This window comes from Mesorhizobium sp. M1E.F.Ca.ET.045.02.1.1 (assembly GCF_003952485.1).
Lineage (GTDB): Bacteria > Pseudomonadota > Alphaproteobacteria > Rhizobiales > Rhizobiaceae > Mesorhizobium.
Genome location: NZ_CP034447.1, coordinates 3,957,458 through 3,984,025, shown reverse-complemented (window position 1 = coordinate 3,984,025; position 26,568 = coordinate 3,957,458). Strand labels below are relative to the sequence as shown.

The window sequence follows — 26,568 nt, the reverse complement described above, 5'->3', positions numbered from 1 at the left end:
TGATTTCGTCGCCATGACGCGCGCAAGAAACTTCCACTGGCTACGCATGGTAGGTGACCGCGGATTCGCCGCGTCGAGGGCGATTGCGGAGCTCGACCGGATAGGCGCTGCCAATCGGAGACTTCAGCGGATCTTGCGCTTGCGCTGGCAACCGATCAGATTGCCGCTGACTTGGATTATCAGACGAGATATGCGACGGGCGGTTGCCAAGTTGATTGCAGCTGAGCCCACGAACGCGCCGGACGCTTGCGATAAGATACTTGGTGTCGCAGCCGTCATGATCGCCACTGGCACCGACATTGGTGACGAACAACAAGCCCGGCTTCTTGCGTCCACGGCACGCTTCCGGGACGAAGTCGCGGAACTGTTTTGCTCGAAGCAACCGAAACCGAAATCCGCAACCAGGTTCGCCAGGCGGATCAGGCGCTAACGCCGCAGATTGAACCAGTGCCGGGACACAGACCCGTCTTTGGCAGAAATATCGAAGTAATACGGATCCCCGCGCGACGGACGAGGCATCGAAATCGTATCACTGCATCCTTCGCGACGGCTGCATGTATTGCGACCCTTCTGGACGCACAGACTCGGTTCGCTGCGCGTGCCGTGACCGACCTCGGAATATCCGACGCTCCAGCCGGCCGGACAATCGGCGTATTTTTCGTAGCCGGGCGAGCCGGTACCTGCTTCGGGGCAGGTGGGCCACGAGAAACCCCAGCTGCTCATGGCCGAGATCAATCGATCCATGGGCGGGTGGCAGGCAGGCACGCCATGCCAGGATGGGTTTGATGACGACGCGCACAAAAGCACTTCGCAACCCCACTCGCTGGCCTGCGTGTCAACAACCGCGGCTGCTAGCGAAGCCAATGCGCTCGACGCGAGGACAATGGTGGACCTGATGAGCCGCATAGTCATTTCTCCTGAGCATCCAAATTCAGCGGTCTGATCGGCGCGGCCGTTTGCGCGCGTCGGCGAATGGCGGAGAGATCTCTCGCGATCGCTCAGCCAGTAGATTGAAGTCGGCGACCGGTTGTCTCTGCAGCGTTCGATCGACGGCCCTTCCGCGCCACTCGTCCATGTCGAGCACGTAGGTGGCCCACATCCCGGATCGGGCCGTCATGGCGTGGCGTTGCCACGCGTCGTACCCTGGAAGGGCAGGGGAGGTGACCAGCGCCCAGCCGACCCGCAGCATCTCGACAGCGAGGTCGCGTCCCCTCGTGGAACAGGCACCGACATAGGCGCCGTCTGAATTAAACGCGGTCGCCCGACACGTCACGTGATCGTCGCCGACCACCCTCTTGAGCCAGGCCTTGGCAAGGGGGCCGCACGGCACGGGTTTCAGCACAGTGTTCTTGCCGTATCGGGTTGGATCGAAGGCCCATTGGGGCAGTTCGCACACATCTATACCGGCAAGACGGACTTTCTCGGCCGATCGCGGAAACCAGAGTGTCCGTCCATCGATGACCGCTACCCGGCCGACGATTGCCTTAGAGATAGTTTGGCTGGACGGCGAAGACGGCCCCGCTCCCGGCCCGATGGCGTCGGCCGGCCAGCTAGGGGAGGCGGCAACCGACAGCGCCAGAAGAGCAGCAAAACAGGTCGCTCGCATTCTCATTGGATCGTCGGGCTCCGTGCCGCGGCACGACCGAGCAGGATCGCCGGATGCTGCACGTCCTTGAACTGCCACAGGCCAGCGTGCTTTTCACGCGCAACCTGTTCAGCTACCGCATATGCGGGCGAGTAAGGAAGGCCGTCCGGCTGCAGAGCGGCGAAGGCGTAGCCAGACGTGATCACCAGATTGCCAAGATCCAACTGATCGGCGCCGACTGTCGCATAGCAAACGACATAAGTAACTTTGGCAATCGTCGCTATCGGCGAGCAGACCGGCTTGGTGTCAGCAATGAATGCCGCCATGACAGCAAGGGAGGCTTCGCCGCAATCCTCTCGGCGGCCGGAGCTATCCGCATAGTACGTGCCGCGCAGGCAAGACTGCACACCGTAGAGGTGATACCTCGCACCGGCGTCTGCCCAGCTGTCGCCGCTCTCGAGCGCCACGCCGGGCCGGAGATTGAAATAGCCTGCGGGGGCGGCGGCGACAGGCCCCGAAATCACGGCGGCCAATACGACAGCGAGCGATCTCATTTCGTCTTGATCCGGGGATCTGCCCACATGCCGTAGCCGCCACCCCGGCCAATCTTTTCTGCCTGCTCAAGATCTGGCCGTGCGAGGCCTCCGCCCGGCTTCTTGGCAAGTCGATGCGTGCCGAGCGATACCAATTGCTCCTCGAACATGTCGACCGTGTCGAGACTGCCGGGGTAGTTGTAGTAGCCGTAACAGGTCGCGTCCTGGATAGGCGCGTTGGCTTCGGTGACGAAGGCGCGGCAATAAATCACCTTTGGCGACTTCAACAGTGTCTTGAGCCCTTGCTCGGCATAGTCGGCGCAGCTGCCGGCGAAGTTCTCGCGACGGTTCACCATGTCGCCCTCGCAGGGCTCGATACCGAAGAGGTGGACGGTGACCTTGTCGTCGACCGCGAAATCGGTCGGCGAAACCGTTTTGAAGCCAGTGGCTGAGGCGAAGCCTTTACGATCCGTGACGCCGCCCTTGCCGTCGTAATATTCGATGACCAGCACGGTTTTCCCGGGTGCGGCGAGCGAACGGATATAGGCTTGGTCGACGGGACCCGCGGCAAGCGCCGGCATGGCCATCAAAAGGGACAGACCAAGGCTGCTGAGGCAACGTTTCATCGGGGCCGTTTTCCTCGGTTGCGGGCGGTGGTGCGAATTGCAATGTGCTCTTTTCGCATTTTCGACGCAAGAAAAAATCATAGGCAAATTGACATTCTTTTTTATCTGACATACCGATTCCTGCATTCGACGTTCCCGCCTCGGATGATCTGGAATGGCCTTGTCACGTTTTCACTCGCAAGTTTTGCACTACGTCGCGCCAGTCCTGCTCGCGGCCACAGGAATGCATTCCGCCGGCTCGGCACTCTCGGCAGAACAAAGGCGTGAGACTGCGCAATCCACCGTCAGTTCCACTCAAACTGCGGGTCCAGAGACCGATTCCGACGCAGTGGACAGCGTCTTTCGCAATCGTTGGCTCGATGGTGCCCGGCAATACGTTGTTTCCGCAGACGGCAAGCTTCAAACGGCGGATGGTCCACTTGGCGACGTCGATGCGAAAAGAGCAAGCACCGTCGAGTCTGCCAATGATGGCCCTGGCCGGCAGAGTCAATTTGACCTTTCTACAATCAAGACTGCATTGCCATGTGGGCCATCACCTCTAACGGCAGCGGAAATTGCTCGTCTGGTGGTCGAGGCGGCACAAAAGTACCGGGTCGATCCCGCTTTCGCGCTCGCTGTTTCGACGGCCGAGAGCCGTCTGGATCGCGATCGCAATTCGCCCAAGGGCGCTCGCGGGCCGATGCAGCTCATGCCTCCGACCGCAGATTTTCTCGGGGTCTCCGACGTTTGCGATCCCGCTGAGAACATCGACGGTGGGGTCAGGTTGTTGAAGTCGCTGTTCGAGACCTACCGGAATCCGCTGATCGTCGCGGCTGCCTACAATGCGGGCGAGACCAACGTCCAGAAGTACGGGGGCGTGCCGCCATTCCCGGAAACCGTCCGCTTCGTCGCCGAGGTGATCAATCGCCAGATCGGAATGCCCCTGCCAAGGGCAACGGACCAAGGCACGAAGGGGACTTTGAGCCAGAGAATTGACGACGGCGCCGCGACCGGCGTGCTTGCCAATGCCAAACCGCGCCAGTGGGTTGGCGGCGTGATGCAATTCTAGAAGGAGACCGACATGAAGAACCACATCCTCTCGCATATTGGGTCACCCGCCGTTCGACCCGCGTTGCTCCTGCTCATCGTCGCGGCACTGGCGGTCACAGCCGCTGAACCGGCCCTCGCCCAGCAGACGTCCGGCGCGTTCGCACCGCTGGAAACGGCCGTCCAGATGATCGTCGATTTCATCACTGGGCCTTTCGGGCGGCTGCTGGCGATCATTGCTGTGATCGGCCTCGGCTTCCTCGCCTTTGCTGGGCGGCTCTCCTGGTTCACGGCCGGCGCTGTCGTGATCGGCATCGGTCTCGTCTTCGGCGCCCCGGCGATCGTCGACCAGATGATCTCGGCTGTCGGGAAGTGACCCCATGCGCGAGTTCTCTGACGACAAGCCGCATCTGACGCCGCTGGTTATCGGCCTGACGCGGCCGCCGATGATGTGGGGCATACCGCTCACTGCCTTCTATCTGATCATCGGCGTCACACTGATCGCCTTCCTGGTGACGACGAGCTTCTGGGCCGCGACGATCGCCCCCGTCGCCTATCTGGCGCTCTTTGCGCTCACCAGCCGTGATATCCGCATCCTTGACCTCGCCCAGGTCGCTGGTCGCCGCACGCCGCGGACGCCGAACAAGCTGTTCTGGGGCACAAACTCTTACGGGCCATGACCATGCTTACTGTCGTTGCCGACGAACTGGGTTTCGGACGCGAGCGCCGCCGCGAACGGTCGATCGCCTCGCACATCCCTTACATGCGCCACCTTTCCGACACCGTCATTGGCCTCGCAAGCGGTGCCGTGCTCAGCGTCATCAAGCTCGATGGGTTGTTCTTCCAAACCGAGGACCAGGCCGAGCTCAACATGCGCGCCAGCGTGCAGAACACCTTGATCCGCGCGCTCGGATCAAGCCGCTATTCGCTGTGGTCGACGGTGATCCGCAGGCAGGTCAAGCCGGAGCTCGGCGGCTCGTTCTCCGATCACTTCTGCGACCTTCTCAATCAGCGCTACTCGGCGGTGCTTAGCGAGAAGCGCATGTTCGCCAACGAACTCTATTTGACGATCGTACGGACCGGCATGCGCGGTCCCTTAGGAACCGCCGAGGCGGTCTCAAGGCTGTTCGATCGGTCCACGCGGCCGCAAGTACGCCGGCAGCGAACCCACGAACACATCAACGAGCTGGAAGAAGTCGTCGGCAACGTCACACGCGAGCTCCAGAAATACGGCGCACGTGCTCTCGGCGTCACCTATCGCGACGGCGAGCCCTATTCCGAGCCGTGCGCGTTCTTCAACGCCATACTGACTTGCGGCCTGTCGCGGGACATGCGGCTGCCCCGCATGGGAATCCGCAGCTATGTCGGGACCTCGCGGCTGCATTTCTCACGACGAACGTTGCAGGCGCAGGGTGCCACGGACGCCGACAATCGCTTTGGCGCGATGCTGTCGATCAAGGAGTATCCGCCGTTTTCGGGCCCGGGCATGCTCGACGGCCTGCTCCAGGTCAATCACGAGTTCGTCCTTACCCAGTCCTTCACGCTTGCTGACAAGCCGGTCGCGCAGGAACGGATTTCACGCCTGCAGCGGCAGATACGCGCTTCCGACGAGGCCGGCAGTACGGTCGAGACGGACATCGACTTTGCGCTCAACAGCCTGGTCAATCAGGAAGCAGTGTTCGGCTATCACCATTTCAGCCTGCTCTGCCTGTCGCGCGAGTTGGCCGGGCTCGACAAGGCAGTCTCGGAGCTTGGCGCCTGCCTCACCGACATGAACGTCAACTGGCTGCGCGAGGACCTGAACATGGAGGCGTCCTTCTGGGCGCAACTGCCGGGCAACCATGCGTACATCGCGCGCTCCTGCATGCTGTCCAGCGCTAACTTCTCCGGCTTCTCCTCCATGCACAATTTCGCGACGGGTCAGGCGTCCGGCATCCATTGGGGCCTGCCGATCTCGATCCTCGAGACCACGTCGCAGACCCCCTACTGGTTCAATTTTCACCAGCGTGACGTCGGGCATTTTCTGGTCACGGGCCCGACGGGCTCCGGCAAAACCGTCGCGCTTACTTTCCTGCTTGCGCAAGCGTTTCGCATCTCGCCCGAGCCTCGGGCAGTGTTCTTTGACAAGGACGAGGGCGCCTCGATCTTCATTCGCGCCGTCAACGGCAACTATGAGGTCCTGCAGCCCGGCACGCCGACCGGTTTCAATCCGCTGCAACTGGAAAATACCCCCGCGAACCGCGAATTCCTGGTTCGTCTTCTGAAGGCCATGCTGTCGCCCGCAGGCGGTCACGGCTTCTCCCAGGAAGAGGAAGACACGCTCGAGCGCGCCATCAGGCGCATTTGCGAGGAGCCAGTCGAGCAGCGGACGCTCGCCAATCTGTCCGGGCTTCTCATGGGGCGCTCACGCTCGGCCGCCAATGATCTCCAGTCGCGGTTGAGGCCATGGTTCGAAGGCGAAAAGGCATGGCTCTTCAACGCGCCGCACGACGCACTCTCTTTTTCCGGCAGGCGCATCTTCGGGTTCGACATGACGCATATCCTCGATAATGAAGACGTGCGCACGCCGGCACTGATGTATCTGTTCCACCGCATCGAAGAACTGCTCACAGGCGATCCCGTCCTGATCTTCATGGACGAGGGCTGGAAGCTGCTGCAGGACCCAGCGTTTTCCAGCTATATCGTCGACAAGATGAAGACGATCCGCAAACTGAACGGGATCGTTGGCTTCGGCACCCAGTCAGCCGCGGATATAGCCCGGGCGCCGCAATCGCACACTTTGATCGAGCAGTCGGCGACAAACCTGCATTTCCCGAACCCGCGCGCGGATGAGGAAAGTTACATCCGACGCTTCGGTCTGACGGCCAAGGAATTTGCCTTCATCCGCAACACGCCGCCGGAGCGGCGGACCTTCCTCATCAAGCATGGCAACGATTCCGTCATTGCCCGGCTGGACCTTTCCGCGATGCCGGACATCGTCAAGGTGCTGTCCGGCCGCAAGGACACGATCGAAGCCTGCGCGGCGCTGCGTGCCCGCCTTGGCGAGGATCCGGCGGCGTGGCTGTCCGATTTCTGCGGATGGGGGAGGGCGGCATGATCCGACGAATTCCCCTGTTGCTCGTTCTTCTCGCGACGCCGGCCGCGGCCGATATTCCGACCATCGATGGAACTACACTGGATGAGCGCCAGGACCGGAACGACAAGACCACCGAAATCGATCATGTGGACCGCGATCGCTACACGACCAATGAAAGCGTCACCTGCGCGGTGTATCGGCCGGGCCGCAAGGATGATCCGGTCGCCGCGGCCAACGCAAATCCATCGATCGCAGGCATGGTGCGGCGTGTCGCGCGCGAAGAGGGGATCGACGAGAACCAGTTTCTGGCGCTCGTCTATCAGGAGAGCCGGTTCAATCCTTGCGCCAAGTCCAGCGCCGGCGCGATCGGACTGTCCCAGCTCATGCCAGGCACGGCTTCGGACCTCGGCGTCAATCCTTACAGCATCGAGCAGAACCTGCGGGGTGGCGCCCGCTATTTCAAGCAGCAGCTCAAGCACTTCGACGGAAACGTCTCGCTGGCGCTCGCCGCCTACAATTCCGGTTCGGGCAATGTCGAAAGCTATGGCGGAATTCCGCCGTATCGCGAAACACAGGATTATGTCCGCGTTATAACGCAGAAATGGCTGCCTGCCTTCGGCGGGTCGGACAAGTCGGGCATTCCGCTGAACTATGGGAGCACGAGCACAGCCTATGAAGGCATGCGCTCCAGCACCGTGAACGCTTTTGCGCTGACGAGCGCCACAGGCGACGGCTCAGGCGATGTTGCATCCTGGTTCGAGCAGTTCGGTTCTGCCGCGACCGGCACGGAGCAGGACAGTTGGGACCAGAATTCCGGTGCCCGCAACGCCAACATCGATATGCTCAATCGTATGATCGGTCTCGGCGCCAGCCTGGCCGATCTCGTCAACTCCAGGAATGCGGTCACCCTGAGCGACATTTCCGGCGCCAGCCGCTCCGGCCGCTACCAGGACGGTGACGGCGGTGACAATCGAGCCATTACCGGCTTCTGCGACGATCGCACCGGCCTGGTCTGGAATCCCGAGATCAAAGCTTGCGTCCAACAACTCAACCAGAACGCCGAACTGCTCCTCGTTCCTCAATGACTGGAGATTCCTCATGAGACGCATTCTCTTCCTTGCTGCCGCCACGGCCATCACTTCGACGGTAGCGCGTGCCGATATACCGGTCATCGACAAGACCAACTACGCCGTCGCCAAGGATACGGCTGAGAAGACCTCCAAGATCCTTGACACGAATAAGGATATCCTGACGACGGTCGAAAAGACCCTCCAGGCGGTCACCGGCGATCGAGGCAGCGATGCCGGATCGCTGAAGGACCTCGCCATCGGCAACGGCTTCAGCGTCACCTCGGTCCCGTCCTTCGACAGTCTTCTGCAGAGCGGCATGCCTAACTTCGGCTCGATGGGGCCGGAGATCGCGAAGGCGGCGACGCTTTTCGTAAACGGCCTCCAACTGGTGAAATCGCTCTCCGGCAAAGACGATAGTTCGCTTGCCAGCGACAAATCCTACGAGGAACTGGTCAAGACTGTGCTTGGCGTTTCGGCCCTGATCAACGGCTCGCAGCAAGCCGTCGAGAGCCGAAGGGCAGCGCTCGAGAGCGCGGGGCAGGGGATCGGAACCTCGAAGGACATCAAGGGCTCGATCGACCAGAACACGCAGCTTCAGGTGCAGACCGGCCTTACGCTGAACGAGATGATCGGCACGATGAACGGCGCGGTGCAGTCGCTGCAGGCCGACAACCAGCGCAAGCTCACCGACATCTCCAACACCAGAAAAGCGCTCACCTACGAATGAGCCCAGTGAAGGTTACCACCCTCATGTCCATTGTCGCGATCTCGCTCCTCGCTGCCGGCTGCGGCACGCCGAAGGAGAAGACAGCACCCTGCAAGCGGCCGGCCAATCTCACTGGCTATGCCGAGGATCCGCGTGTCGAGTGTGGACCAATGCGATCGATCAATCCGGACCGCGGGGCGGCGCTGGCCGCGATCGATGGCCTGGCCGGACAGGCAGAGTAGGACAAGGCAGTGGAGGACTTCATTGGCGACCTGCTGCAGCGTATCGACGCGTCGGGTCAGAATTTCTCGCAGCGTGCTTACGAAGCACTGAGCGCCGATCTCGAGCCGCTGCTTCGGTTGCTCTTCGCTCTCGTCGTGCTCCTTTACGGAACGCAGCTGTTTCTCGGAACATCCCGGCTGAGCGTTGCCGAGATCATCGGCCGTCTTGCCCGCGTCATCGTCATATTCATCCTTGTCGGCACATGGTCCAATTTCGACGCGCTCGTCTATGACTGGCTGACCAAGGTGCCGGAAGCAGCCGGTCGCGCCGTGCTCGCCGCCTCAGGCACCGGCGTGACGGAACCGACCAATGGCCTATCGCAGATCTGGAAGACGGCGAATGTCGCGGCCTCGACTTTTTCCGAACAGGCCGGCTATTTCTCGGTGCTGCCGGCACTGATCGGCATGGTTATCATGGTCTTTGCCGGCCTCTTCGTGGCGATCGCGCTCGGCATCCTGGTGCTTGCCAAGGTGATCCTGTGGGTGCTGCTCGGCACCGCGCCGATCTTCATCTCCTGCATGCTTTTCAATCCGACCCGCAATTACGCCATCGGCTGGCTGAACCAGTCGCTGCTTTATGCGGTGATCCCGCTCTTCGTCTATGTCATCGCCGCTTTCCTCATTGCGGCCATGGCGCCCGAGCTCACCAAGATCAACCAGATCTCCGGCAACCGGGAGCTGAAGCTCAGCGACTTCGCCGCCTTCATCATGCTCTGCCTTGCCGGCTCCTTCGTGCTGATCCAGATCCAGTCGCTTGCCCAAGGCATCGTCGGCGGGCTGGCGACGCCGATCGGACATCGATCACGCTCGCTCACCGACCGCGGTATCATGCTCGGGCGCATGGCGATCGGCACGTCGTCGCGACAGATGCAAGCCGCCGTCCATCGCGTGCAGGCGCAGCTTCACCCGCCGCGCAACATGGCCCGTGAGGCAATGCAGCGCGCCATCACAGCCAACGGAACACCCGGATAGTCGCTCCAGCCGACCGATGATTGTCCAAACCAAACTCGACGGAAAGCATGGCAGACAGCACCGACGACAGACTGCGATCATACTTCCAGCAAGGCGATATCTGGGAAGTAGAGATCATCAAGCGGGCGAAACGCTCGAGCCGCATCGCCTGGTTCTTCGCTCTGGTGTTTGCCGGCATTGCCGCACTCAGCGTTCTGGCAGTCGTTCTGATGCTGCCGCTCAAGAGCTTCGAGCCATACCTGGTCGAGGTCGACAGGAACACCGGCTACATCGAGGTGAAGTCGGGTCTGACCCGGCCGGCCAATCTCACCGAGCAGGAAGCAGTGACGCAGGCCAATGTGGTGCGCTATGTCCGCAGCCGCGAGGGCTACGATCCTTACGCGATCGAGGAAAATTTCGGGATCGCCGCCCTTCTTTCGACGGGCGACGCGGCGCGCGAATTGCAGGCGCTCTACAGCGCCGCCAGCCCTCAGAACCCCGCCAAGGTCTATGGCAAGCTGAAACGGGTCCTGGTCGACATCAAGTCGGTCAGCTTCCCGAACAATTCGACGGCGATCGTGCGCTTCTCTACCACGGAAAAAAGCGAGACCGAAGCGATCGACCGGCATTGGATCTCGGTCGTGCGCTTCCGCTACACCGACACGCCCATCAAGAACGAATGGCGCTTCGAAAATCCCCTCGGCTTTCAGGTTTACGACTATCGCCGCGACCAGGAAACCGTGACGCCGGGAAGCCCGTGATGAGGACGACAATGGTCCTCGCAACGGCACTATGCCTTGTCGCCTTCGGCTCCGCCGCCCTCGCCGCGCAGACGCCAAAAGGCGGGTCTCTCGATCGACGCATCACCAGCGTAGTCTACCAGGAGAACAATGTCGTCCAGGTCTCGGCGACCTACGGCATCTCGACCATGATCATTTTTGACGAGGAAGAGAAATTCCAGACGATCTCGCTCGGCGACACCGACAGCTGGCAGGTCGTCCCGGCCGACAAAGGAAATATTCTCTTTGTCAAGCCAATCGCCAAGAATGTGACCACCAACATGAACGTCGTGACCGACAAGCGCATCTACTATCTGGAGCTGCGCGACAACGCGCCGGAAGCGGGCAGGGAGATCTTCGGCATCCGCTTCATCTACCCGGAAAAGAACCTCAACGTCGCCTTGCGCAAAGAGGCGGAGCAGCGCGCTGCCTGGCCGAATATTTCCGCCATAGACAAGGCCAACGTCAACATAGACTATTCCTTCTCGGGCGACGCACGGCTGAAGCCGCTGATGGTCTTTGACGACGGCGCCAAGACGTTCTTCAAATTCGACCGGCGCGTGCCGGCGATGTTCGCCGTCAACTCCGATTTCTCCGAAACGCTGGAGAACTTCCGCAAGGAGGGTGAATACATCGTCGTCGACGGGACAGCCACGCAGTTCACGCTGCGCGACGGCGACGAATGGGTCTGCATCTTCAATCTCAGAAAACCCGATTTCGGCGCGCCTGACCCCGGTGTCCTTGGACCTGTCGAGGATCCTCATGCGACAAAGCGCAGGAGGAGTGGCAATTGATCCAGCGCAGCCCCGAGCTTGAGGTTCTGGCAAGCGGCGATGAGCCGGCGATCGCCGACAGAAATGTTCGGCGCAAGCAGCTCATCGGCGGCGGCGCGCTTATCTTGGCCGGCATGGTCGCGGGTTATTTCGTCGTCGCGGGCGGACGGCCGCAGCAGCGCGATATGCTATCCGGCCACGAAGAGTTTTCGACCACGACGTTTCGTCCGCCGTCCTTCGTTCGTGACGGCGGCGAGCCGCAGCCGAAACCGGCGGAGCCGGAAGTCCTGCAAATCCCGCCGCCGCCGCCGGCGAAGGAGGAAGCAAAGCCCGACACAACGGAGTTCAACGTGCCTCCTCCACCACCGCCTGCGGCAGGGCCCGAACCCGCCATATCGGCAGCGCCACCGGCGGACGAATTCCCGAAGCGCTACCGCTCCAGCATGGTGGTCTTCGACAACAAAGGCTCAAGCGGTGAGCAACTCGGTTCGGCCGCCGGAGAAGGGGAGCGCGCTACCGTCGCTGGCGAGGACCGCAACAGCAAATTCCTGGCGTCGGCGATCAGTCTGGGCGACCGCACAGCGAAGGCCAGAACGATCGACCGTATCGATGCGCTGGTGCCGGAAGGAACGCTTATTCCCGGCATTCTGGAAACGGCGATCGTGAGCGACCTGCCTGGCCAAATCCGCGCCATCGTTTCACAGGACGTCTATTCCTTCGATGGCCGGCGCGTCCTCATTCCGACCGGCACGCGGCTGATTGGCGAATATCAGTCCGACATCGTGCGCGGCCAAAAGCGCATTTTCGTAATCTGGACACGGATGCTGCGCGACGATGGCGTCAGCGTCCGTCTCGATTCCATCGGCGCCGACAGTCTCGGCCGGTCCGGCCTGACCGGGCAGGTCGACAACAAGTTCCGGGAACGCTTTGGCGCCGCGATCCTGCTGTCCATCGTCGGCGGCGGCGCCAGCTACCTGACCGGCTACGGCAGCCAGTCCGCGACCAGCACCAGCGACGACGGTCAGCGTGCAGAGGATATTGCTCGCACCACGCTCGCGCAGACCTTCTCCGACATGGCCAACCAGGCCCTCGGCGACAGCCTCAAGATCCCGCCGACCATCAACGTGGCGCAGGGCGAACGAATCTTCGTCTTCGTGCGGCAGGACCTCGACTTTTCCGCGCTCTACGATGATCCGGTATCCGAGGCACTCAAGGAAATCCGTCATGAACGTGGTCTCAACTGAGTTTGGCCGCAACGATCGTCACTATTTTCTCTATCGCGCGCTGGAGCCGCTCAAGCCATTTCTCGAAGATCCCCGTGTCGTCGAGATCTCGATCAACCGCCCGGGTCATGTCTATGTCGAGCGGCTTGGTGACGAGCATATGGCGTCCTTTTCCGTGCCGGAGCTGACGACGGCAGAGATCGTCAACATCGGCGAGCGTGTGGCGGCCTCGACGAACCAATTCATCAGTCCAGCGAGCCCGGTCCTGAGTGCCGCCTTGCCGACGGGCGAGCGCATCCAGGTCGTTTTGCCGCCTGCGGCGCCCGAGGGCGGCGCCGTCTCGCTGCGCAAGCAGGTCGTCAGCGACTTCAGCCTCGACGACTATCGCGACAGGGGCGCATTCGAACGGGTATCTGTCGCCGTCGGTGGTGTGAATGATGTCGACCGCGGACTGATCGAGCTCCTGCGCAAGGAGGATATCTATGGCTTCATTCGGTCGGCGATTGTCAATCGTGTTTCGATCCTCGTCAGTGGCGGCACCTCGAGTGGCAAGACGACCTTCCTCAACGCCTGCCTCAAATCGGTCGACGAGCGTGAACGCATCATTACGCTCGAGGACACGCGGGAGCTGTTTCCGCCGCAGCCGAATGCGGTCCATCTCCTGGCTTCCAAAGGCGACCAGGGCACCGCCAGCGTGACAATTCAGAGTCTGCTCGAGGCCTCGCTTCGCATGCGGCCTGATCGGCTGTTTGTCGGCGAGGTGAGGGGATCGGAGGCTTTCTCGTTCCTGCGCGCCATTAACACCGGGCACCCCGGCTCGATGACGACGGTACATGCCGACACACCGCTCGGCGCTTACGAGCAGTTGGCAATGATGGTCATGCAATCAGGTCTCTCCGCCGCTTACCCGAAGGCAGACCTGATCTCCTACATCCGCAGCGTCATCCCGATCGTCATTCAGCTTCGCCGCGACGGCGGCCGTCGCGGCGTTTCCGAGATCTTCTTTGCGCGTGGGAAATGACCATGATTGGCTCCCTACGACTCGTCTACATCGCGTTCTGTCTGGCGATTGCCTTCGCCACCTGGCTGCTTGGCTATGGCCTGGCGCTGAAGCTTCTCTACGGTGACGGCCGCATCATTCAGGCAACGATCACCACAAACCCGTGGGCGCCTCTCCAGCAGCTCGCTCTTTATGCTGACAATCCTGTACTGCGAAGAATCGGTCTCGGCGCCGCGATCCCCGCGCTCCTCGTCGCCGGCATAGTCGCCTATGTCGGTCTGCGGCCCGTATCCAATCCGCTTGGCGACGCACACTTCCAGAACGCCATGTCACTTCGCCGCGGTAAATGGTTTCGACGCAAGGGGCACATTCTCGGGCGTTTCGGCCGCCAGATCCTGCGCGTCGATGACGAGCGTCATCATCTGGTCATCGGACCGACACGCTCAGGGAAGGGGGCTTGCTACGTCATTCCGAACGCGCTCGCGCATGAAGGCTCAATGATCGTTACCGATCTCAAGGGCGAGATCTTCCGGTCGACCGCTGGCTATCGCAAATCGAAGGGCAGCCAGGTTTTCCTCTTCGCGCCCGGATCGGACCGGACCCACCGCTACAACCCACTGGACTTCATTCGCACCGACCGCGGGGACCGCACGACCGACATCCAGAACATCGCCAGCATCCTCGTTCCCGAAAGCATCGATTCCGAAAACTCGATCTGGCAGGCGACGGCACAGCAGGTGATGGCCGGCGCGATCAGCTACATTAACGAGAGCGTCTTTTATCGCGGTCGCCGCAATCTCGGCGAGGTCACAGCCTTCTTCAACAGCGGCGTCAACCTGCAGGCGCTGATGGAATTCATCAAGGAGAAGGAGCCTGGCCTGTCGCGCTTCACCGTCGAGAGCTTCAACGCCTACATCGCGCTTTCCGAGCGCGCCGCGGCCTCCGCGCTGCTGGACATCCAGAAGGCACTGCGGCCTTTCCGCAACGAGCGCGTGGTCGCGGCGACGTCGGCCACCGACATGGATCTGCGTTCCCTGAAATACAGGCCGATCTCGATTTATCTGGCGCCGAACATTACCGACATCACGCTGCTGAAGCCGCTGCTGGCGCTGTTCGTCCAGCAGACGCTCGACACGCTCCTGCTCGAGCATGATCGCCGGTCGATATCGGTTTATTTTCTTCTGGATGAGTTCCGGCAGCTGAAGAAACTCAGCGAGATCACCAGCAAGCTGCCCTATGTCGCTGGCTACAACATCAAGATGGCCTTCATCGTCCAGGATCTGAAAAACCTCGATGAGATCTATGGCGAAACCGCACGGCAATCCTTGATGGGAAACTGTGGCTATCAGCTCGTCCTCGGCGCCAACGACCAGGCGACCGCCGAGTCGGTCTCAAAAAGCCTTGGCCGTCGTACCGTCCGATATAAGACAGAATCTCGGACGATCGAACTGATGGGGTTGCATCGCCGCACCAAGGTGGAGCAACTGAGGGAACGCGATCTGATGATGCCGCAGGAAATCCGCCAGCTCCCGCCTGAAAAAATGCTCGTACTGGTCGAAGGACAGAGCCCAATCCTCGCCGACAAGCTGCGCTTCTTCGCCACGAAGCCATTTCTCGAGCGGGAGGCTTTCTCACGCAACCACGTCCCCTCGGTGCCAGCGATGGAATTCTTCCCGCCGATGGCCGTGCCAGCGACCACTGGGAGCTACGCCAGTTCGGGTGAGGAGCATGAAATTCTCTCCCATTTGCCGCCTACGGTTGGATCATTTGACCCATCGAAGGAAAATGACAGCAAAAAGTCCATTGTGAAAGGCAACACGGCTGTCGCCTCTCACAGCTCTCGGCGTCGGGAACCGCCTTTCGAGGCGCTGGAATCGCGTTTCGATTCAGCTACGGCGAAATTGAAGAAACTGGTGATGGCGAAATCGACAGGAGGCCCGAGAGATTGGTCGATGGTATTTGATGAGACCGTTCCAGACGCTGACTTGGAACGCGGGCTGGAAACGGCGTGAGCCAACCATATCGGATGGATACCTGCACTCAGGATTCGGTGAACCAGTTTTCGACCACCAGCCCAGGCACACGGGAGAATTCGCGCTCATTGTCTGTGACCAAGACAGCGTTGATGGCGAGAGCTTGTGCTGCGATCCAGGTGTCGTTTGCACCAATGGGTGTACCGTGACGCTCAAGGAGGGCACGGATTTTTGCATAATGCCGTATTGTGTCCTGGTCGATGCCGACCAGCGGTAGGCGCTGCGTCAAGGTGGCCAGACGGGCGCGATTGCGGTCACCATAGGCACTTTTCTCCGCGCCGAACTCCAATTCGCCCATTACGATCGCAGAGAGCCGGATAGCGCTTATTTGCTGGGCCTCCAGCCGTTTTCGCACCTCCGGGCGGCCTTTCATGGCTGCAATGAGAATATTCGTGTCCAAAAGATAGAGCGACGCCACGATCTAGTCGTCCAGCGAGGCCACATCCTCCGCAGGCTTGTCCTCTGGTGCAACCAGATCGAACTCGTCGGCATCCACCCAAAAATCACGAAAGGCGTCGGCGGCAACACGGCGATGGTCAGGCACCATGCGCGCGATGACCTTGCCATGTCGGGTGACAGCAATTTCCTCGCCCGCCTCGACTTCGGCGAGGAGCCCGGAAAAATTCGCTTTTGCCTCAACGACGGAGATACTCTTCATCGGCGCAAGTCCAATATATGGCCACATGGCCAGAATATAGAGGCTAGGGTAGTTTCGTCAAATGCTTGACCGGCCTTGTAACTTGAGATTGCTTGATGCTGGATTGCAATTTAAAGTTGCATAATCTATCTTATGGAACAACCTAACGCATTGAAATAAAAAGGTCATTTCCCATCTCATTCCCTTAACAGCCGGATGTCCAGCTCGAATCGCTCGACGCGCGCGATCTGAACTGCTGCGGCCGCAGAGTGGCGTGGATTGATAAGGACATTGCGATCAGGGCTATCCGCAATCGGTACGATTGCCGACGGAACAAAGAGCAGCGCGGTATCATTTGCGGTTAGCCATTCGTCGCCAAGGCGCTGCGTCATTGCTTCCTGCCGGCGCCAATCAGCAGGAAGGTCATCGGTGGTTCGATGCGAGGCAGGGATCTCATCCGCGACATCGTACATTACCATGCCGAGCGCCGGCAGTAGCGCGGGGTCTTCAACGTGGACGAGCTTCTCCAGGATGCAGAGCGAGGGCGACGTAGCGGCGTAGGTGACTGGATGCCCGACCGTATTCCAGCGGCCATCGAACAGCAGGCCGTAGCCGCCGTCCATCGCACTCGCATACTGGAGGCTCGAAAGCCGCCACAACCGCATCAGGCGGCGGCGCCCCAGGCGATCTTCCCGAGGATGGTTTCCACGACGCGGGCGCCGGCCTCGGTCTGGGCGACGCTCAAAGGCGTCTCGCCACCCAATTCGCCGAGCTCCTTACGCAGCCACCGATTGGCCTTTGCTGTATCCCCAAAGGTCTCTTCCGCCAGCGCCTGGATGCGAACCAGTCTCACGGCGCGGTCGGACTCTTCCACAGTCAGCGGCTGGTTCTTCTCGGCCCGATGGCGACGGGTGCGCTGCGGGATGACGAAGCGCTCGATCTCCTGCTCACTGAGGCCGGCAAGCGACAATCCCTTCAATGTGGCCAAGGGCAATCTGCGACGGACGATCATGGCGAGATCAGCCTGAGAACGAACATCTGTTCCCAGCACGCTCGGTCCGCCGAGCTTGCGTGAAACCTCTTCAATGACAGCAATGGCAGTGGCCATAGTTCAACTCCGGCAATGTGCCTACAAATTTAGGGCATATTGCCGGAAATTACAATGGTCGGAGTGCTGATGCACGCCACTAGCCCAAAAACCAATCCCGAACGGGTGAAAGCCAGCTTTCGACCGCTTTATAGACCTCGACCAGCCACGTCTCCATAGCACCCAGCTGATGCCCGAACAAAATCAATGGGCCGATGACAATCAGAGCCAACAGTGCCAATCCCACAAAGCCATCCGGACGATCAGCACTGTCGTCGGGCGGCGGAAGCGGTTTGATGTGCCAATGCTGCCTCATTGTCCTGACCTAGCGTTCCTGCTCGCTACGCTCGCGGTCGTGCCGCTGCTCGACTTCACGCTCCAACTCGCGCAAGCGCGGAACCTGCTGCTGTGGCGGATCCGCCCGATACTCCTCATTCAACTTCGCCGCACGGCTTCCCGGTTCAGATGGTCCAGATGTAACCCGTACGTTGTCGTCACGTCTCTGTTCTGCTTCTGCGCGGCGCCGGCTCTCCATGTGGATTTCGTTGTTCAGATCGTGTCTGATCGTTGCCATATCGCGTATGTAGCCGTTGCCGTCGATCGCGGCTCGGGCAGCCTCCCGCAACAGATCGGCGTATCGGATCTCCGCCTCGCTCAATTTTGCGATCCGGGCGTCACGCTCGGTTTCTGTTTCGGCAAGGCTCGAAGCGGGTGATCGGCTGTCGCGATTTTCCGGCTCGTAAAGGCGATGAACGGCGATCCTTGCGGCGTCGATGCGGGCGAACAACTCGTCACCGGCTCGCACCATCTGCTCGTCATGCTGTCGTGCAGGGAGATTCCTTGTAGGATCGTACATGTCGATCGCCCGCTGGGAAGCACGGTGCTGAGCCTCCTCCTTCAGCGCCTCCTGCAGGTTTTCCTCTCCCTTCGATTGTTCGTAGAGATAGGTGTTCCCGTCGAGTGCTTGCCGGGCGTAGCGTTGAAGCACGGCGTCATATCGACTTGACGCCGCAAGATAGTCAGCGCGAATGGTTGCACGCTCGTCATCGGATAGGTCACTGCGGGAATACTCATTCGAGAACCTGGTCGTGGCGCGCTCAAGTGATTGGGCGGCAGCATCATACCCGGCCAAGATCTCATCTCCTTCACGCACAGCCATTTCGCCATGGCGAGCGATTGCACTGTCGAAGAGATCATCCCGCGAGAGGAGTGCCTCGCTATCGAAGCGTCTCTGATCCGGATTATCTTTCACCTTTCCATCTGCTGTGCCGTCGGCACCGGCCCGCTCCGCCATCTGGAACTTGACCGCATCCTGCGGAAGCTGCGGCGCGTCCCGTTCGCCCTGACCCTGTGGAGCAGCCTCGAGACGCTCGGCCTGAGCCTGTCGCTCCGAAAGCTCCAGATACTCGCGACGGATTTCCACCACCTCGCGTGCCGTCGCGGCGATCTCGTCGAAATCCTTTTTCTCGACCGGCTCGATCGCGGCCTCGACGGTTGCGAGCACTGCTTCGACGCGCTTTTCATAGGCTTCGAATTCCGTTCGTGTCATCGAACGCATGGGCAGGCCTCCAACTGCGACCAATTTCTCTAACTCTATCATATTGGCTTTCAAATTTGTAGCATTATGCGAATTTTCAAATTTCCCGATGTCGATTTGACTTTCTCCTAATGCCGTCTGAAGGCGATCTATCTGCTTGGTCGCAAAGTCGGCGACGGCTTTTTCGGGCCTTCCGCGCATGACCTCGTCCCAGGCTTGGACCGCTTCGACAGCGTAGTCGGCGCTGCGCGCCGATCGGGCCGCAGACTGCTGGTTGGTACGTTTGCGATCATAGCGGACCTGTGCGGCCCTGCTTGTGCCTTCGTGCTCGGTCCGCCCGGCGTAACTCACCGGCCGCACCTGATTGCGCGCATATGCCGGTGGATTGCCAAATTCGCGGCGGTCGGTCATCTCCATGTCGATGCCATACTCTCTCGCCTTCTCGGCCATCAGCGCACGCCATTGCCGGAATATTTGCGGGCTGGTCACGATCCGATCACCCGTCTCAGAGCGCATGGTGACGATGGCATGGGCATGGACATGCGGACGCTGTCCGCCCTGCCCCATTTCCTTCGGATCGTCGGCCGGATCATGCAGTGCGAACACGTATCGGTGACCGCCAAACTGCTCACCAAGAAAATCGCGCACCGCGGCCTGGAATGCCGTTACACCTGTGCCGGCGCGTGCCGAGACGATGAGATGCATGACGTCCCTGCCCTTGCGGCTGTGCAGCTCCCGCCGCCATTCCTTCTGGACCAGGTCGCCGGCTTTTTCGAAGTCTCTGACGATGCGGGCCGTCTCATCACGCACGCCACCCTGTTGCATGCGCTCGACCAGATCTCGTACCCGCGCCGTGGCGAATTCCACGCCATTGCCGTAACCGCGGAACCGTAAACGGACTTCCGCTTCGCGGCTGACGTCGGAATTGTCTACCCTCTCCTGGACAATCGCCGTTGCCTTGGCGTCAGCGGTCAGGCGCTCGCCGCTTGGGTCGCGCAGCACGACGACGCCCCGAACCTCGAACTCGCCGACGTTCTTCTCCTCGACGGCATAGACAAAGCGCCGCTCGCCAAAGCCTGCTCTCAAGGCCTCACGAGCAAATTCCTCCCGATCGTCTATGCCCGCGACCGATGCCGCGATAATAGAAGCTTGAAACATGCCGACATCGCGACTGGCGGTGCGGTTGTCGAATAGACGCTCCCAATCCTCGCGCAATTCGGCGAGCGCTTGCTTGCCGACGATGCGCTCGCCTTTTTCGTTCTCCACCGGCAGTTCACCCGAACGCGATGCATAGCTCATCATGGCTGCCGCCCGGATGCCGCCGCCATAGGAGGCAAGCTTGACCACCGCCGGCTGGCTTCCCCGCGCCAGCGCCGCAAACCGAGCATGCATTGGCCGGCCACCACCGGTTCCGCGGAAAGCAACGGCGCGGCCCTGCCGCCGCGCGCCGCCCCAACCACCAACACCCGCCGGCAGATGGGCAACCCCTCCCCTTCGCGGCCGGTCCCAGTCGAGCTCCTCGTGCCCGCCCATCTGCAATTCGTGCAGCAGCGCCGCGCGCCGGCGCTCCCAATCCCGCTCGAAGGCGCCCAGGAAGAACTCCATCACGTCGCCTCACCGCGCCGGGATGCGCCGGCACGCTTCGTCATCGCAGCGAGCTCGGCCGCGACCGTGGTTGCGATCGCGCGGGCATCGTCGATTGCTCCTTTGAGATCCGAGCCAGCCACAGACCGACTTCCATTAAGGGCGCGGGCAATCTGATTGAGGTTGCCGCCAACGGCGCGCATGTCCTGGATGAGCATCTCGAGGACCGCCCGATCTTCCCTGTTCATGAACGGCCTGACACCGGCGCCCTCGAGCGAGAGCGATCGGATAAAGGCCGAAACGGAAAGCCCCGCTCGTTCTGCAGCGGTTTCCACGGCAGATATCTCATCCTCCGCAAAGCGGATGTGGGCGACCTTCTCCCGCCTAGCGGCCCGTCGTGAACGCAATGCGTCCGGCGCTTTCATCGGCGATCTTTCCTGCCTTTGCGGCCGCAGGCCGCGGATCGAGGGCTCGTCCCTCGATTGTCAGGAAAAATGTATCACATTTTTCCGTATCCTGCCAACCCAAACCGACATTGAATTTATCCTTAAACTGCCGAAATTCCATTTTTCTATGGTCATTATGACTCTACATTTCTATACTCGTGCAAGCGTGGAGTCATACGAATCCACATCTCCACGGACATGGGTTCGTGTGTGAGTAGAAACACATATTTGTAGGAGAACGCAGGATGTCGACCGTGATCTCCGCCATCAACGGCAAGGGTGGCGCCGGCAAGACCACCGCGCTCATGAATATTGCCGGCGAATATGCCTTGCGGGGCCTGACCGTCGCGATGATCGACATGGATGCCCGCAGCAATTTGACCAAGTGGTGGAGCGACTGCCGGGAAAAGGAAGCGCAGGCAGAGGGGATCGATGTCCTTGGCCATAAGACCGCCAAAGCAGTTAGCGCCTTTCTGGATCGTGCAGCCGACAGTTTTGACTACGTTCTGATCGACACGCCGGGAGAGGACACCGCGATCATCGATCCGGTGATCGGATGGTCCGACCTGGTGATCTCGCCGATCCAGGCATCGAAGCGGGAGGTGCTCGGGGCGATCGATTGTTTCGAGTCCGTCCTGCGCGTCAACGACGCGCTCGGTCGCGATTGCCGGCATGGCGTGCTGCGGACGCGCGTCTCGCTGACCGTTCGTCATACCGAGCTTTATCGCAAGATTCGTCCGATCATCGAGGACAAGGTCGGCACCTATCTGTTTCGGACCGAGGTGATGGAGCGCAACGTCTACAAGGACATCCAGAACGGCATCGGCACGCTGCAGATGCAGGATTTGACCGAGGCAGTCGCCAAGGCGCGCCGCGAGACGCGGAGCGTCGTCGAAGAGATCGATACGCTTCTCAAGCTTGGCGGCGAAAATGGGGAAGTGGAATGAGCCGCCGGGAAAACCTGTCGCTTGCTGAGTTCGCGACAGCGCCTCGAAAGCAGATCGCCGCTGGCCCCGTCAACGTGCGCCAACAAGACATAGCGACCAGATCGCCGGAACCGCCAAGCAGCAAGCCGGAGGTCGAAGTCGACATGCGGCAGGAGGCAAGAAAGGCACTGCGGCGGGTGAAGCGCGAACGGGTGAAGGGAGAAAACTTCTTCGTCAATGTAAGTCTCGACCGGCAGACAAAACGCCGGTTGAAGCTGGCATCGTTCAACACGGAAACGTCGATGCAGGCGATTATCGAAGCGGCGATCGTCAGATACCTCGATGAGATCGGCGCTTGAGGAAGACGGTGATTTGATCCGCGGCTAATTTTTCTGCTACTAATGTCAAATTGGCTCTGCTTTCGAATGAATTGAGCCGATAAGGGCGAATGCGCAGGTCAGACCGACGCGCATTTTTGGGCAACAGGGAACGGGCAGAAGCCGCCGCCATGGCGATCAAGGATGTGCAAAAATATATCGAGGAGCAGGGGCTCGTCGAAACGACCGATGAAGAATCGGAAAAGCCGATCTACAGGAAGCCCGGCTTTGAGGGTATTCGAAGCTTTGGCGAAATGGAGCAAATATTCAGCCAGTTCATCCGCGAGCACCGCGACGCCAAGCGGCTGAACCGCGCGCAGATGGGTACAATGGTCGGCCTGCACGAGACCATCTTCGCACGCTACGAGCGGGCCTTCTCCAAGCTCCAGGCGACGCGGCTGATCCATCTTTGCGAGATTCTCGACTGTTCGCCGGTGGAGATGATTCACGCAGCAGCCCCTCACCTGTTCGGGGAAACCCGGAAGGAAGCCGACGACAAATTGAAGCTGATGTTGCGAATCTTGGACATGCCCCCATCGACGGCATCCAGCCTGCTCGGCATGATCGAAGGATTGGTGGGCGAACGCGACCACTCAGGTCAGTCATAAAGGAAAAGGAGGCAAATCCCGGCGTGCGCAGTGCCCGCCCGCCCGCGACCTGCCGGTCACCCGCCCGCTTCGCGCTGGAGTCGTCGGGGATGCGCGCCGGCGGGCCGACCTTCGCGAGAGGATCGTCACGCGGATGCGCGGAGACCGCTTGCGGGCTCTGGGAGCGCCATATGGGGCGCGAGTAGAGCCGTGCCCGAAGGGCCTCGCCCAACGCTTTCTTACCGAAGACAAGCCAACCATGCGTCGGCCGACGCTGCGATCCATCATCGCCACGAATCGATCGAGCGGGATCGATTCAGCAATGTCGTTGGACGCCGCTTCCGCAGGAAGCGAGACTCCAGCCATGGATCACGACGAAACAACCCCGGTTCATCTTCACCGCATCGACCCGTCACGGAACATGCGGCGTTTCTATACGCTCGTGATCCAGCCAACCTTGTTCGGCGGCGTTTCCGTCATCCGTAACTGGGGCAGGATCGGCACAAACGGCCAGTCGATGATGGAGACGTTCGACAGCGACGACGCCGCGACCAACGCCTTCAGCCGGCTCGAGCGCACGAAGCGCCGCAAGGGATATCGCGACAGCGGACTTGCCTGACCCCACTCGAAGTAACGAAATACCAGGAATCCCGCGCTTTTCAGTGGATGCGGGCTGCAACCTAAGCGTGGCCTCTACCGCCGCGGCGAATTCGTCGCCATAGGAAAAGGATTGATCCAGCTGAAAGGGGACCCGCCCGACATGACTACAGCGACCGAGATTGCCGACAAGATTGCCGCAACTCAGAACCTGACCATGGCGCAGGCCAAGGCCATTGTTGACGGCGTCTTTAAGGAGATTGCGTCCGCGGCGGCGAGCGGGGCCGAGACGAACATCCCCGGCTTCGGAAAATTCAAGGTGAAGGCGACGCCGGCCCGTGAAGGCCGCAATCCGGCTACCGGCGGAACGATCAAGATCGCGGCCTCGAAGAAGTTGGCCTTCGTGCCGGCGAAGGCCGTGAAGGACGCGCTCAACGGCTGAGGCCGACAAGCGCGTCCAATGCGCGACACCCCTAGAAGGGCGGATCGCTGCTGAAGAGGCTTTCCTGCTCGGCCCAGATCGCCTCGCGCTCGGCCAGCGCCATCGCCAGCTCCTCCTTGATCCAGCGCCGCTCGTCGGCGTCGACGGCGTTCCGCAGCTCGGCCCGAAGCTCCTCAATGTGTTGATCGATCGACATCGTCATCTCCTTGATGTTTGTGAAGGACGACGCCGGCGGCGATGGCGGGCCGGAGGGGTCAAGGATCGCGCAGCGACCGCCGGAGGCGGCGAGTGGGGGAGCCGAAATGCGCAAGCATTTTGGGGGACCGCTCGTCCTTGAGGCCTTCGGAGCGCCATGGCACCATGGGACGACCTGAGCAGACACCCCGTGCCCGGATATGCGACCGGAAACCGAGAAGCACGCGCGGCACCGTCCCGTGTGAGGCGCCAACGTGACCACCGTGACAGGTCAGCGTTGTGATGACGTTCGACGGAGGCGGCCCGGGTTGGCAAAAAAAGAGGCCCGTGCCGGACGCTTGCCCGGCACGGGCCTCTTTCGTGGCTACTTCGATCGCAGATGCCGCAAGAATGCTGCGAGCGGGCCGTCATGCGGCTGTCCGTCAGCGCCCTTGGCGAGATGTTCTACAAGCAGCAGTGCGACATCGTCGGGAAGCGGCATGAAGTCGAACCCGCGTGATCGCGCTGCCGCGTGCAGCGCGTCGAGCGTTTCGTACTCGCAGTCGCTGGTGCCGAGCCACAAAGCGAGATCGTCGCCGCTCTCTTCGGGGAACGCCTGCAGGAACAAGGTGCGAAGCGGCGGATCATAGCCGATGACGGCGTTGGGATCGGAGCGGTGGTCGCTGGTGACGGTGATGGTGTAGCGGCTCATTGAAGCCTCCTGATCGGGTGGAGCGAAAAGAGAGCCGGCCCCTTGCGGAGCCGGCTCGCTGCGGTTCACTGCGGGTTGTTCCACAGGATCACCTTTTTGTTCTCGTCCCCGCCGGGGGCGGGAGCGAGGTTGCCGAAGATCACGCCGATCTCGGGGGCTTCCAGCTTGACCGAGAGGTATTCCTCGCCCGAACGCTGGGAGATGCGGTGCCAGCCGGCTCCGATCTCGAAGCCGGTGCGCTTGTTGACGATGCGGTAGTCGGGAGCATCCTCGCGGGTCTTGTTGGCGTTCGGGATCAAGGTGATCGGGGCGTTGACCCGCAGCGTGGCAAACACGCCTTCCATCGAGCCGTCGGCCTTGGCGGTGAGGTTTGCGATCGTGGTGGCCATGGTACTTCTCCTTCGGTTGCATCGGGATCATTCCCGATGGCGCCAAAGGAGGGGGCCGTCCTGCTGCGGTCACTCGGCACAAATTCTGGAAAATTCTATTTGCCGCAGACAGCGGGCCGCACTTTCAAGGGCCCCGCTTGCGGGAAGGAAAGTGCCTGGCCCGCAACAAAAACCGAAATCGAATTTTCCTGAATATTCGCCGAGTGTACCCCCAACGGGGGTTGACCGCACAAAGCAGGCGGTCGTCTACAAAGGCGACATGAAACGGGAATGGCCCCGGATGCAGCAGATGGACAAGAACTCAGGCCGCCATCGCTTGGCCGCACACGCTGCCGGATCGCCGGAACATGTTTGTCGCGCACCTCTCGGGTCATGTCGTCTGCGTTGTCACATCTCGAACAGCAGCCTGGCGCGTGAACTGCCCTGTGCGTTCGGTATGGCGGCACAGCGGTTTTGAGATCGGAGCCGACTGGCCACGAAATTCAAGCCATCGCTGGTGATGCCTCGCTGCCATGACGGATGACCGCGCAGGCCAGGATGTTCGGCAATCTCGCTGCCTCCCCCGGGTGGCGAGGCGGGCAAGATGATTGTCCTGCACAACGCCCTGCGGCTCTGCGCGTGGGCCGGTTTCGAAAGGGGCCGGCTCCGGCCACTCATACAAATGGAGTTGGGGGCTCGGGCCGGATCAAGCATCGGATCGCACCCGCCTGGCTGTCGGCGGGACCGCACCTACATCATCCTGGCAACGCCAGACGCTCGTCCGGCGTCATGCGGGCTTCGGCTTGGCGGCGAATGTCGGGATCGGCATGGCGGAGCATGGCGCACCAATCTTCCACATTGTACGTGGTCGCCATGCTGCCCCTGGCCAGATCGTAAATAACGCACGGCTTGTTCGAGATGGCGAGCCGAAGCACGTTGACGGCCGTGCCGGCTGATGAGCCGTCCCAGACCATCATGCCAAAGTCGGCCCGCCGCGCCATCTCCCGGTCTTTGGCGGCGTGGACCCAGCACCCTCTGGCATCCTCAGGAGAAGGAACATGGTAGGCGGCCCAGTCGCCCAGATTGTTGCGGGGTTCCTTGCCGGCATGGAAGACCCCGACATGCTCGTACTTGTAGCCCGCAAGCAGGCCCTGCATTTCGGCATCTGCTCCCGGCGCGTCACCGATCAGCACGCCGTGCTCGGCCGCAACGATCGCGCCGATGCGTTCGATCGCGGGGACCGGCAGCTCGAAGATGTCACGCGAACCGCCAAGGAATATTATCGTCATTGGTCGCTTTCCTTTCTCTCAGATCAACCGCCCCCCGGCCCGGCCGCCCTCTCCCTCTGGCCCCGCGCGAGGGATCGTCACCCGAAGTCCGAGACGGCGAAGCCGGCTCGGGGAGCGGCGGCACGCCGCGAGTAGAGCCCGGC

At 61.1% G+C, this 26,568-nt stretch carries 32 protein-coding genes; 18 read left to right on the top strand and 14 right to left on the bottom strand.

Annotation, left to right across the window (positions count from 1 at the left end):
* Window positions 1–931: 931 nt before the first annotated feature.
* Genes EJ070_RS19270 through EJ070_RS19260 form a run of 3 tightly spaced genes read right to left on the bottom strand, consistent with a single transcriptional unit; the run spans window position 932 to window position 2,744 of the window.
* Window positions 932–1,606: a thermonuclease family protein gene (locus EJ070_RS19270; protein ID WP_126092762.1), complete on the bottom strand. Its 675-nt coding sequence runs from the start codon at window positions 1,604–1,606 to the stop codon at window positions 932–934.
* Between the two features lie 2 nt (window positions 1,607–1,608).
* On the bottom strand, window positions 1,609–2,139 hold the full coding sequence (locus EJ070_RS19265; protein ID WP_126092761.1) for a thermonuclease family protein: 531 nt from the start codon (window positions 2,137–2,139) through the stop codon (window positions 1,609–1,611).
* Window positions 2,136–2,744 carry a hypothetical protein gene (locus EJ070_RS19260; RefSeq protein WP_126095824.1) on the bottom strand — a complete coding sequence of 203 codons (609 nt, stop codon included), beginning with the start codon at window positions 2,742–2,744 and terminating at the stop codon, window positions 2,136–2,138. Before EJ070_RS19260 ends, EJ070_RS19265 begins: the two co-directional genes overlap by 4 nt.
* Window positions 2,745–2,898: 154 nt before the next feature.
* Here EJ070_RS19260 and EJ070_RS19255 point away from each other — a divergent pair, with 154 nt between their 5' ends.
* The 13 genes from EJ070_RS19255 to EJ070_RS19195 are packed head-to-tail and all read left to right on the top strand — an operon-like array spanning window position 2,899 to window position 15,641.
* Window positions 2,899–3,792: a lytic transglycosylase domain-containing protein gene (locus EJ070_RS19255; protein WP_245464605.1), complete on the top strand. Its 894-nt coding sequence runs from the start codon at window positions 2,899–2,901 to the stop codon at window positions 3,790–3,792.
* A 12-nt stretch (window positions 3,793–3,804) separates the two neighbouring features.
* Entirely contained in the window at window positions 3,805–4,146 is a 342-nt protein-coding gene (locus tag EJ070_RS19250; protein WP_126092760.1) for a TrbC/VirB2 family protein, read from the top strand.
* Window positions 4,147–4,150: 4 nt separating this feature from the next.
* Complete coding sequence (locus EJ070_RS19245; protein ID WP_126092759.1) at window positions 4,151–4,450, top strand: VirB3 family type IV secretion system protein; 300 nt, start codon at window positions 4,151–4,153, stop codon at window positions 4,448–4,450.
* A 2-nt stretch (window positions 4,451–4,452) separates the two neighbouring features.
* Window positions 4,453–6,867: a VirB4 family type IV secretion/conjugal transfer ATPase gene (locus tag EJ070_RS19240; RefSeq protein ID WP_126092758.1), complete on the top strand. Its 2,415-nt coding sequence runs from the start codon at window positions 4,453–4,455 to the stop codon at window positions 6,865–6,867.
* On the top strand, window positions 6,864–7,931 hold the full coding sequence (locus EJ070_RS19235) for a lytic transglycosylase domain-containing protein (RefSeq protein ID WP_126092757.1): 1,068 nt from the start codon (window positions 6,864–6,866) through the stop codon (window positions 7,929–7,931). Before EJ070_RS19240 ends, EJ070_RS19235 begins: the two co-directional genes overlap by 4 nt.
* A 13-nt stretch (window positions 7,932–7,944) precedes the next feature.
* Window positions 7,945–8,643 carry a type IV secretion system protein gene (locus EJ070_RS19230; RefSeq protein ID WP_126092756.1) on the top strand — a complete coding sequence of 233 codons (699 nt, stop codon included), beginning with the start codon at window positions 7,945–7,947 and terminating at the stop codon, window positions 8,641–8,643.
* Window positions 8,640–8,864, top strand: a complete 225-nt coding sequence (locus EJ070_RS19225) for a hypothetical protein (protein ID WP_126092755.1) — start codon at window positions 8,640–8,642, stop codon at window positions 8,862–8,864. Before EJ070_RS19230 ends, EJ070_RS19225 begins: the two co-directional genes overlap by 4 nt.
* Window positions 8,865–8,873: 9 nt before the next feature.
* On the top strand, window positions 8,874–9,875 hold the full coding sequence (locus EJ070_RS19220) for a type IV secretion system protein (protein WP_126092754.1): 1,002 nt from the start codon (window positions 8,874–8,876) through the stop codon (window positions 9,873–9,875).
* Window positions 9,876–9,922: 47 nt separating this feature from the next.
* A complete protein-coding gene (locus tag EJ070_RS19215) occupies window positions 9,923–10,615 on the top strand; it encodes a type IV secretion system protein (protein WP_126092753.1) in 693 nt (230 codons plus the stop codon).
* Window positions 10,615–11,427 (top strand): P-type conjugative transfer protein VirB9, encoded by an 813-nt coding sequence (gene virB9, locus EJ070_RS19210; protein WP_189349947.1) that lies wholly within the window; start codon window positions 10,615–10,617, stop codon window positions 11,425–11,427. The genes EJ070_RS19215 and virB9 overlap by 1 nt, the downstream gene beginning before the upstream one ends.
* Window positions 11,427–12,650, top strand: coding sequence for a type IV secretion system protein VirB10 (gene virB10, locus EJ070_RS19205; protein ID WP_126095821.1), 1,224 nt, complete (start codon window positions 11,427–11,429; stop codon window positions 12,648–12,650). The genes virB9 and virB10 overlap by 1 nt, the downstream gene beginning before the upstream one ends.
* Window positions 12,631–13,650, top strand: coding sequence for a P-type DNA transfer ATPase VirB11 (gene virB11 / locus EJ070_RS19200; RefSeq protein ID WP_126092752.1), 1,020 nt, complete (start codon window positions 12,631–12,633; stop codon window positions 13,648–13,650). The genes virB10 and virB11 overlap by 20 nt, the downstream gene beginning before the upstream one ends.
* 2 nt (window positions 13,651–13,652) lie before the next feature.
* Window positions 13,653–15,641, top strand: a complete 1,989-nt coding sequence (locus EJ070_RS19195) for a type IV secretory system conjugative DNA transfer family protein (RefSeq protein WP_126095820.1) — start codon at window positions 13,653–13,655, stop codon at window positions 15,639–15,641.
* A 28-nt stretch (window positions 15,642–15,669) separates the two neighbouring features.
* Here the strand turns inward: EJ070_RS19195 and EJ070_RS19190 are convergent, their stop codons facing one another.
* The 7 genes from EJ070_RS19190 to mobC all read right to left on the bottom strand — a co-directional run bounded on the left by EJ070_RS19190 (window position 15,670) and on the right by mobC (window position 20,932).
* The gene (locus EJ070_RS19190) at window positions 15,670–16,080 is read right to left on the bottom strand and encodes a PIN domain-containing protein (RefSeq protein ID WP_126092751.1); all 411 of its coding nucleotides are present in this window, start codon (window positions 16,078–16,080) and stop codon (window positions 15,670–15,672) included.
* Between the two features lie 3 nt (window positions 16,081–16,083).
* On the bottom strand, window positions 16,084–16,320 hold the full coding sequence (locus tag EJ070_RS19185; protein WP_126092750.1) for a type II toxin-antitoxin system prevent-host-death family antitoxin: 237 nt from the start codon (window positions 16,318–16,320) through the stop codon (window positions 16,084–16,086).
* Window positions 16,321–16,496: 176 nt separating this feature from the next.
* Window positions 16,497–16,964: an RES family NAD+ phosphorylase gene (locus EJ070_RS19180; RefSeq protein WP_126092749.1), complete on the bottom strand. Its 468-nt coding sequence runs from the start codon at window positions 16,962–16,964 to the stop codon at window positions 16,497–16,499.
* Window positions 16,964–17,407 carry an antitoxin Xre/MbcA/ParS toxin-binding domain-containing protein gene (locus EJ070_RS19175; protein ID WP_126092748.1) on the bottom strand — a complete coding sequence of 148 codons (444 nt, stop codon included), beginning with the start codon at window positions 17,405–17,407 and terminating at the stop codon, window positions 16,964–16,966. Before EJ070_RS19175 ends, EJ070_RS19180 begins: the two co-directional genes overlap by 1 nt.
* A 79-nt stretch (window positions 17,408–17,486) precedes the next feature.
* Entirely contained in the window at window positions 17,487–17,702 is a 216-nt protein-coding gene (locus tag EJ070_RS19170; RefSeq protein WP_126092747.1) for a hypothetical protein, read from the bottom strand.
* 9 nt (window positions 17,703–17,711) lie between these two features.
* Window positions 17,712–20,528 carry a hypothetical protein gene (locus EJ070_RS19165; protein ID WP_126092746.1) on the bottom strand — a complete coding sequence of 939 codons (2,817 nt, stop codon included), beginning with the start codon at window positions 20,526–20,528 and terminating at the stop codon, window positions 17,712–17,714.
* Window positions 20,528–20,932: a plasmid mobilization relaxosome protein MobC gene (mobC, locus tag EJ070_RS19160; RefSeq protein WP_126092745.1), complete on the bottom strand. Its 405-nt coding sequence runs from the start codon at window positions 20,930–20,932 to the stop codon at window positions 20,528–20,530. Before mobC ends, EJ070_RS19165 begins: the two co-directional genes overlap by 1 nt.
* 266 nt (window positions 20,933–21,198) lie before the next feature.
* On the opposite strand from mobC, the gene EJ070_RS19155 reads away from it, so the two are divergent.
* The 5 genes from EJ070_RS19155 (at window position 21,199) to EJ070_RS19135 (ending at window position 23,882) form a co-directional block, all read left to right on the top strand.
* Window positions 21,199–21,900 (top strand): ParA family protein, encoded by a 702-nt coding sequence (locus EJ070_RS19155; protein ID WP_126092744.1) that lies wholly within the window; start codon window positions 21,199–21,201, stop codon window positions 21,898–21,900.
* The gene (locus tag EJ070_RS19150; RefSeq protein WP_126092743.1) at window positions 21,897–22,238 is read left to right on the top strand and encodes a hypothetical protein; all 342 of its coding nucleotides are present in this window, start codon (window positions 21,897–21,899) and stop codon (window positions 22,236–22,238) included. Before EJ070_RS19155 ends, EJ070_RS19150 begins: the two co-directional genes overlap by 4 nt.
* A gap of 149 nt (window positions 22,239–22,387) precedes the next feature.
* Window positions 22,388–22,864, top strand: coding sequence for an XRE family transcriptional regulator (locus EJ070_RS19145; protein WP_126092742.1), 477 nt, complete (start codon window positions 22,388–22,390; stop codon window positions 22,862–22,864).
* A gap of 343 nt (window positions 22,865–23,207) precedes the next feature.
* Window positions 23,208–23,462, top strand: a complete 255-nt coding sequence (locus EJ070_RS19140; protein WP_126092741.1) for a WGR domain-containing protein — start codon at window positions 23,208–23,210, stop codon at window positions 23,460–23,462.
* A 141-nt stretch (window positions 23,463–23,603) separates the two neighbouring features.
* Window positions 23,604–23,882 (top strand): HU family DNA-binding protein, encoded by a 279-nt coding sequence (locus tag EJ070_RS19135; RefSeq protein WP_126092740.1) that lies wholly within the window; start codon window positions 23,604–23,606, stop codon window positions 23,880–23,882.
* A 31-nt stretch (window positions 23,883–23,913) separates the two neighbouring features.
* On the opposite strand, the gene EJ070_RS36340 is transcribed toward EJ070_RS19135, so the two are convergent.
* From EJ070_RS36340 to EJ070_RS19120, 4 genes are all read right to left on the bottom strand, one after another.
* Entirely contained in the window at window positions 23,914–24,078 is a 165-nt protein-coding gene (locus tag EJ070_RS36340; protein ID WP_189349945.1) for a hypothetical protein, read from the bottom strand.
* A 363-nt stretch (window positions 24,079–24,441) separates the two neighbouring features.
* Window positions 24,442–24,768 carry a hypothetical protein gene (locus EJ070_RS19130; RefSeq protein WP_126092739.1) on the bottom strand — a complete coding sequence of 109 codons (327 nt, stop codon included), beginning with the start codon at window positions 24,766–24,768 and terminating at the stop codon, window positions 24,442–24,444.
* Between the two features lie 65 nt (window positions 24,769–24,833).
* Window positions 24,834–25,157, bottom strand: a complete 324-nt coding sequence (locus tag EJ070_RS19125) for a DUF736 family protein (protein ID WP_085462449.1) — start codon at window positions 25,155–25,157, stop codon at window positions 24,834–24,836.
* 734 nt (window positions 25,158–25,891) lie between these two features.
* Window positions 25,892–26,425, bottom strand: coding sequence for a hypothetical protein (locus EJ070_RS19120; RefSeq protein WP_126092738.1), 534 nt, complete (start codon window positions 26,423–26,425; stop codon window positions 25,892–25,894).
* Window positions 26,426–26,568: the final 143 nt, after the last annotated feature.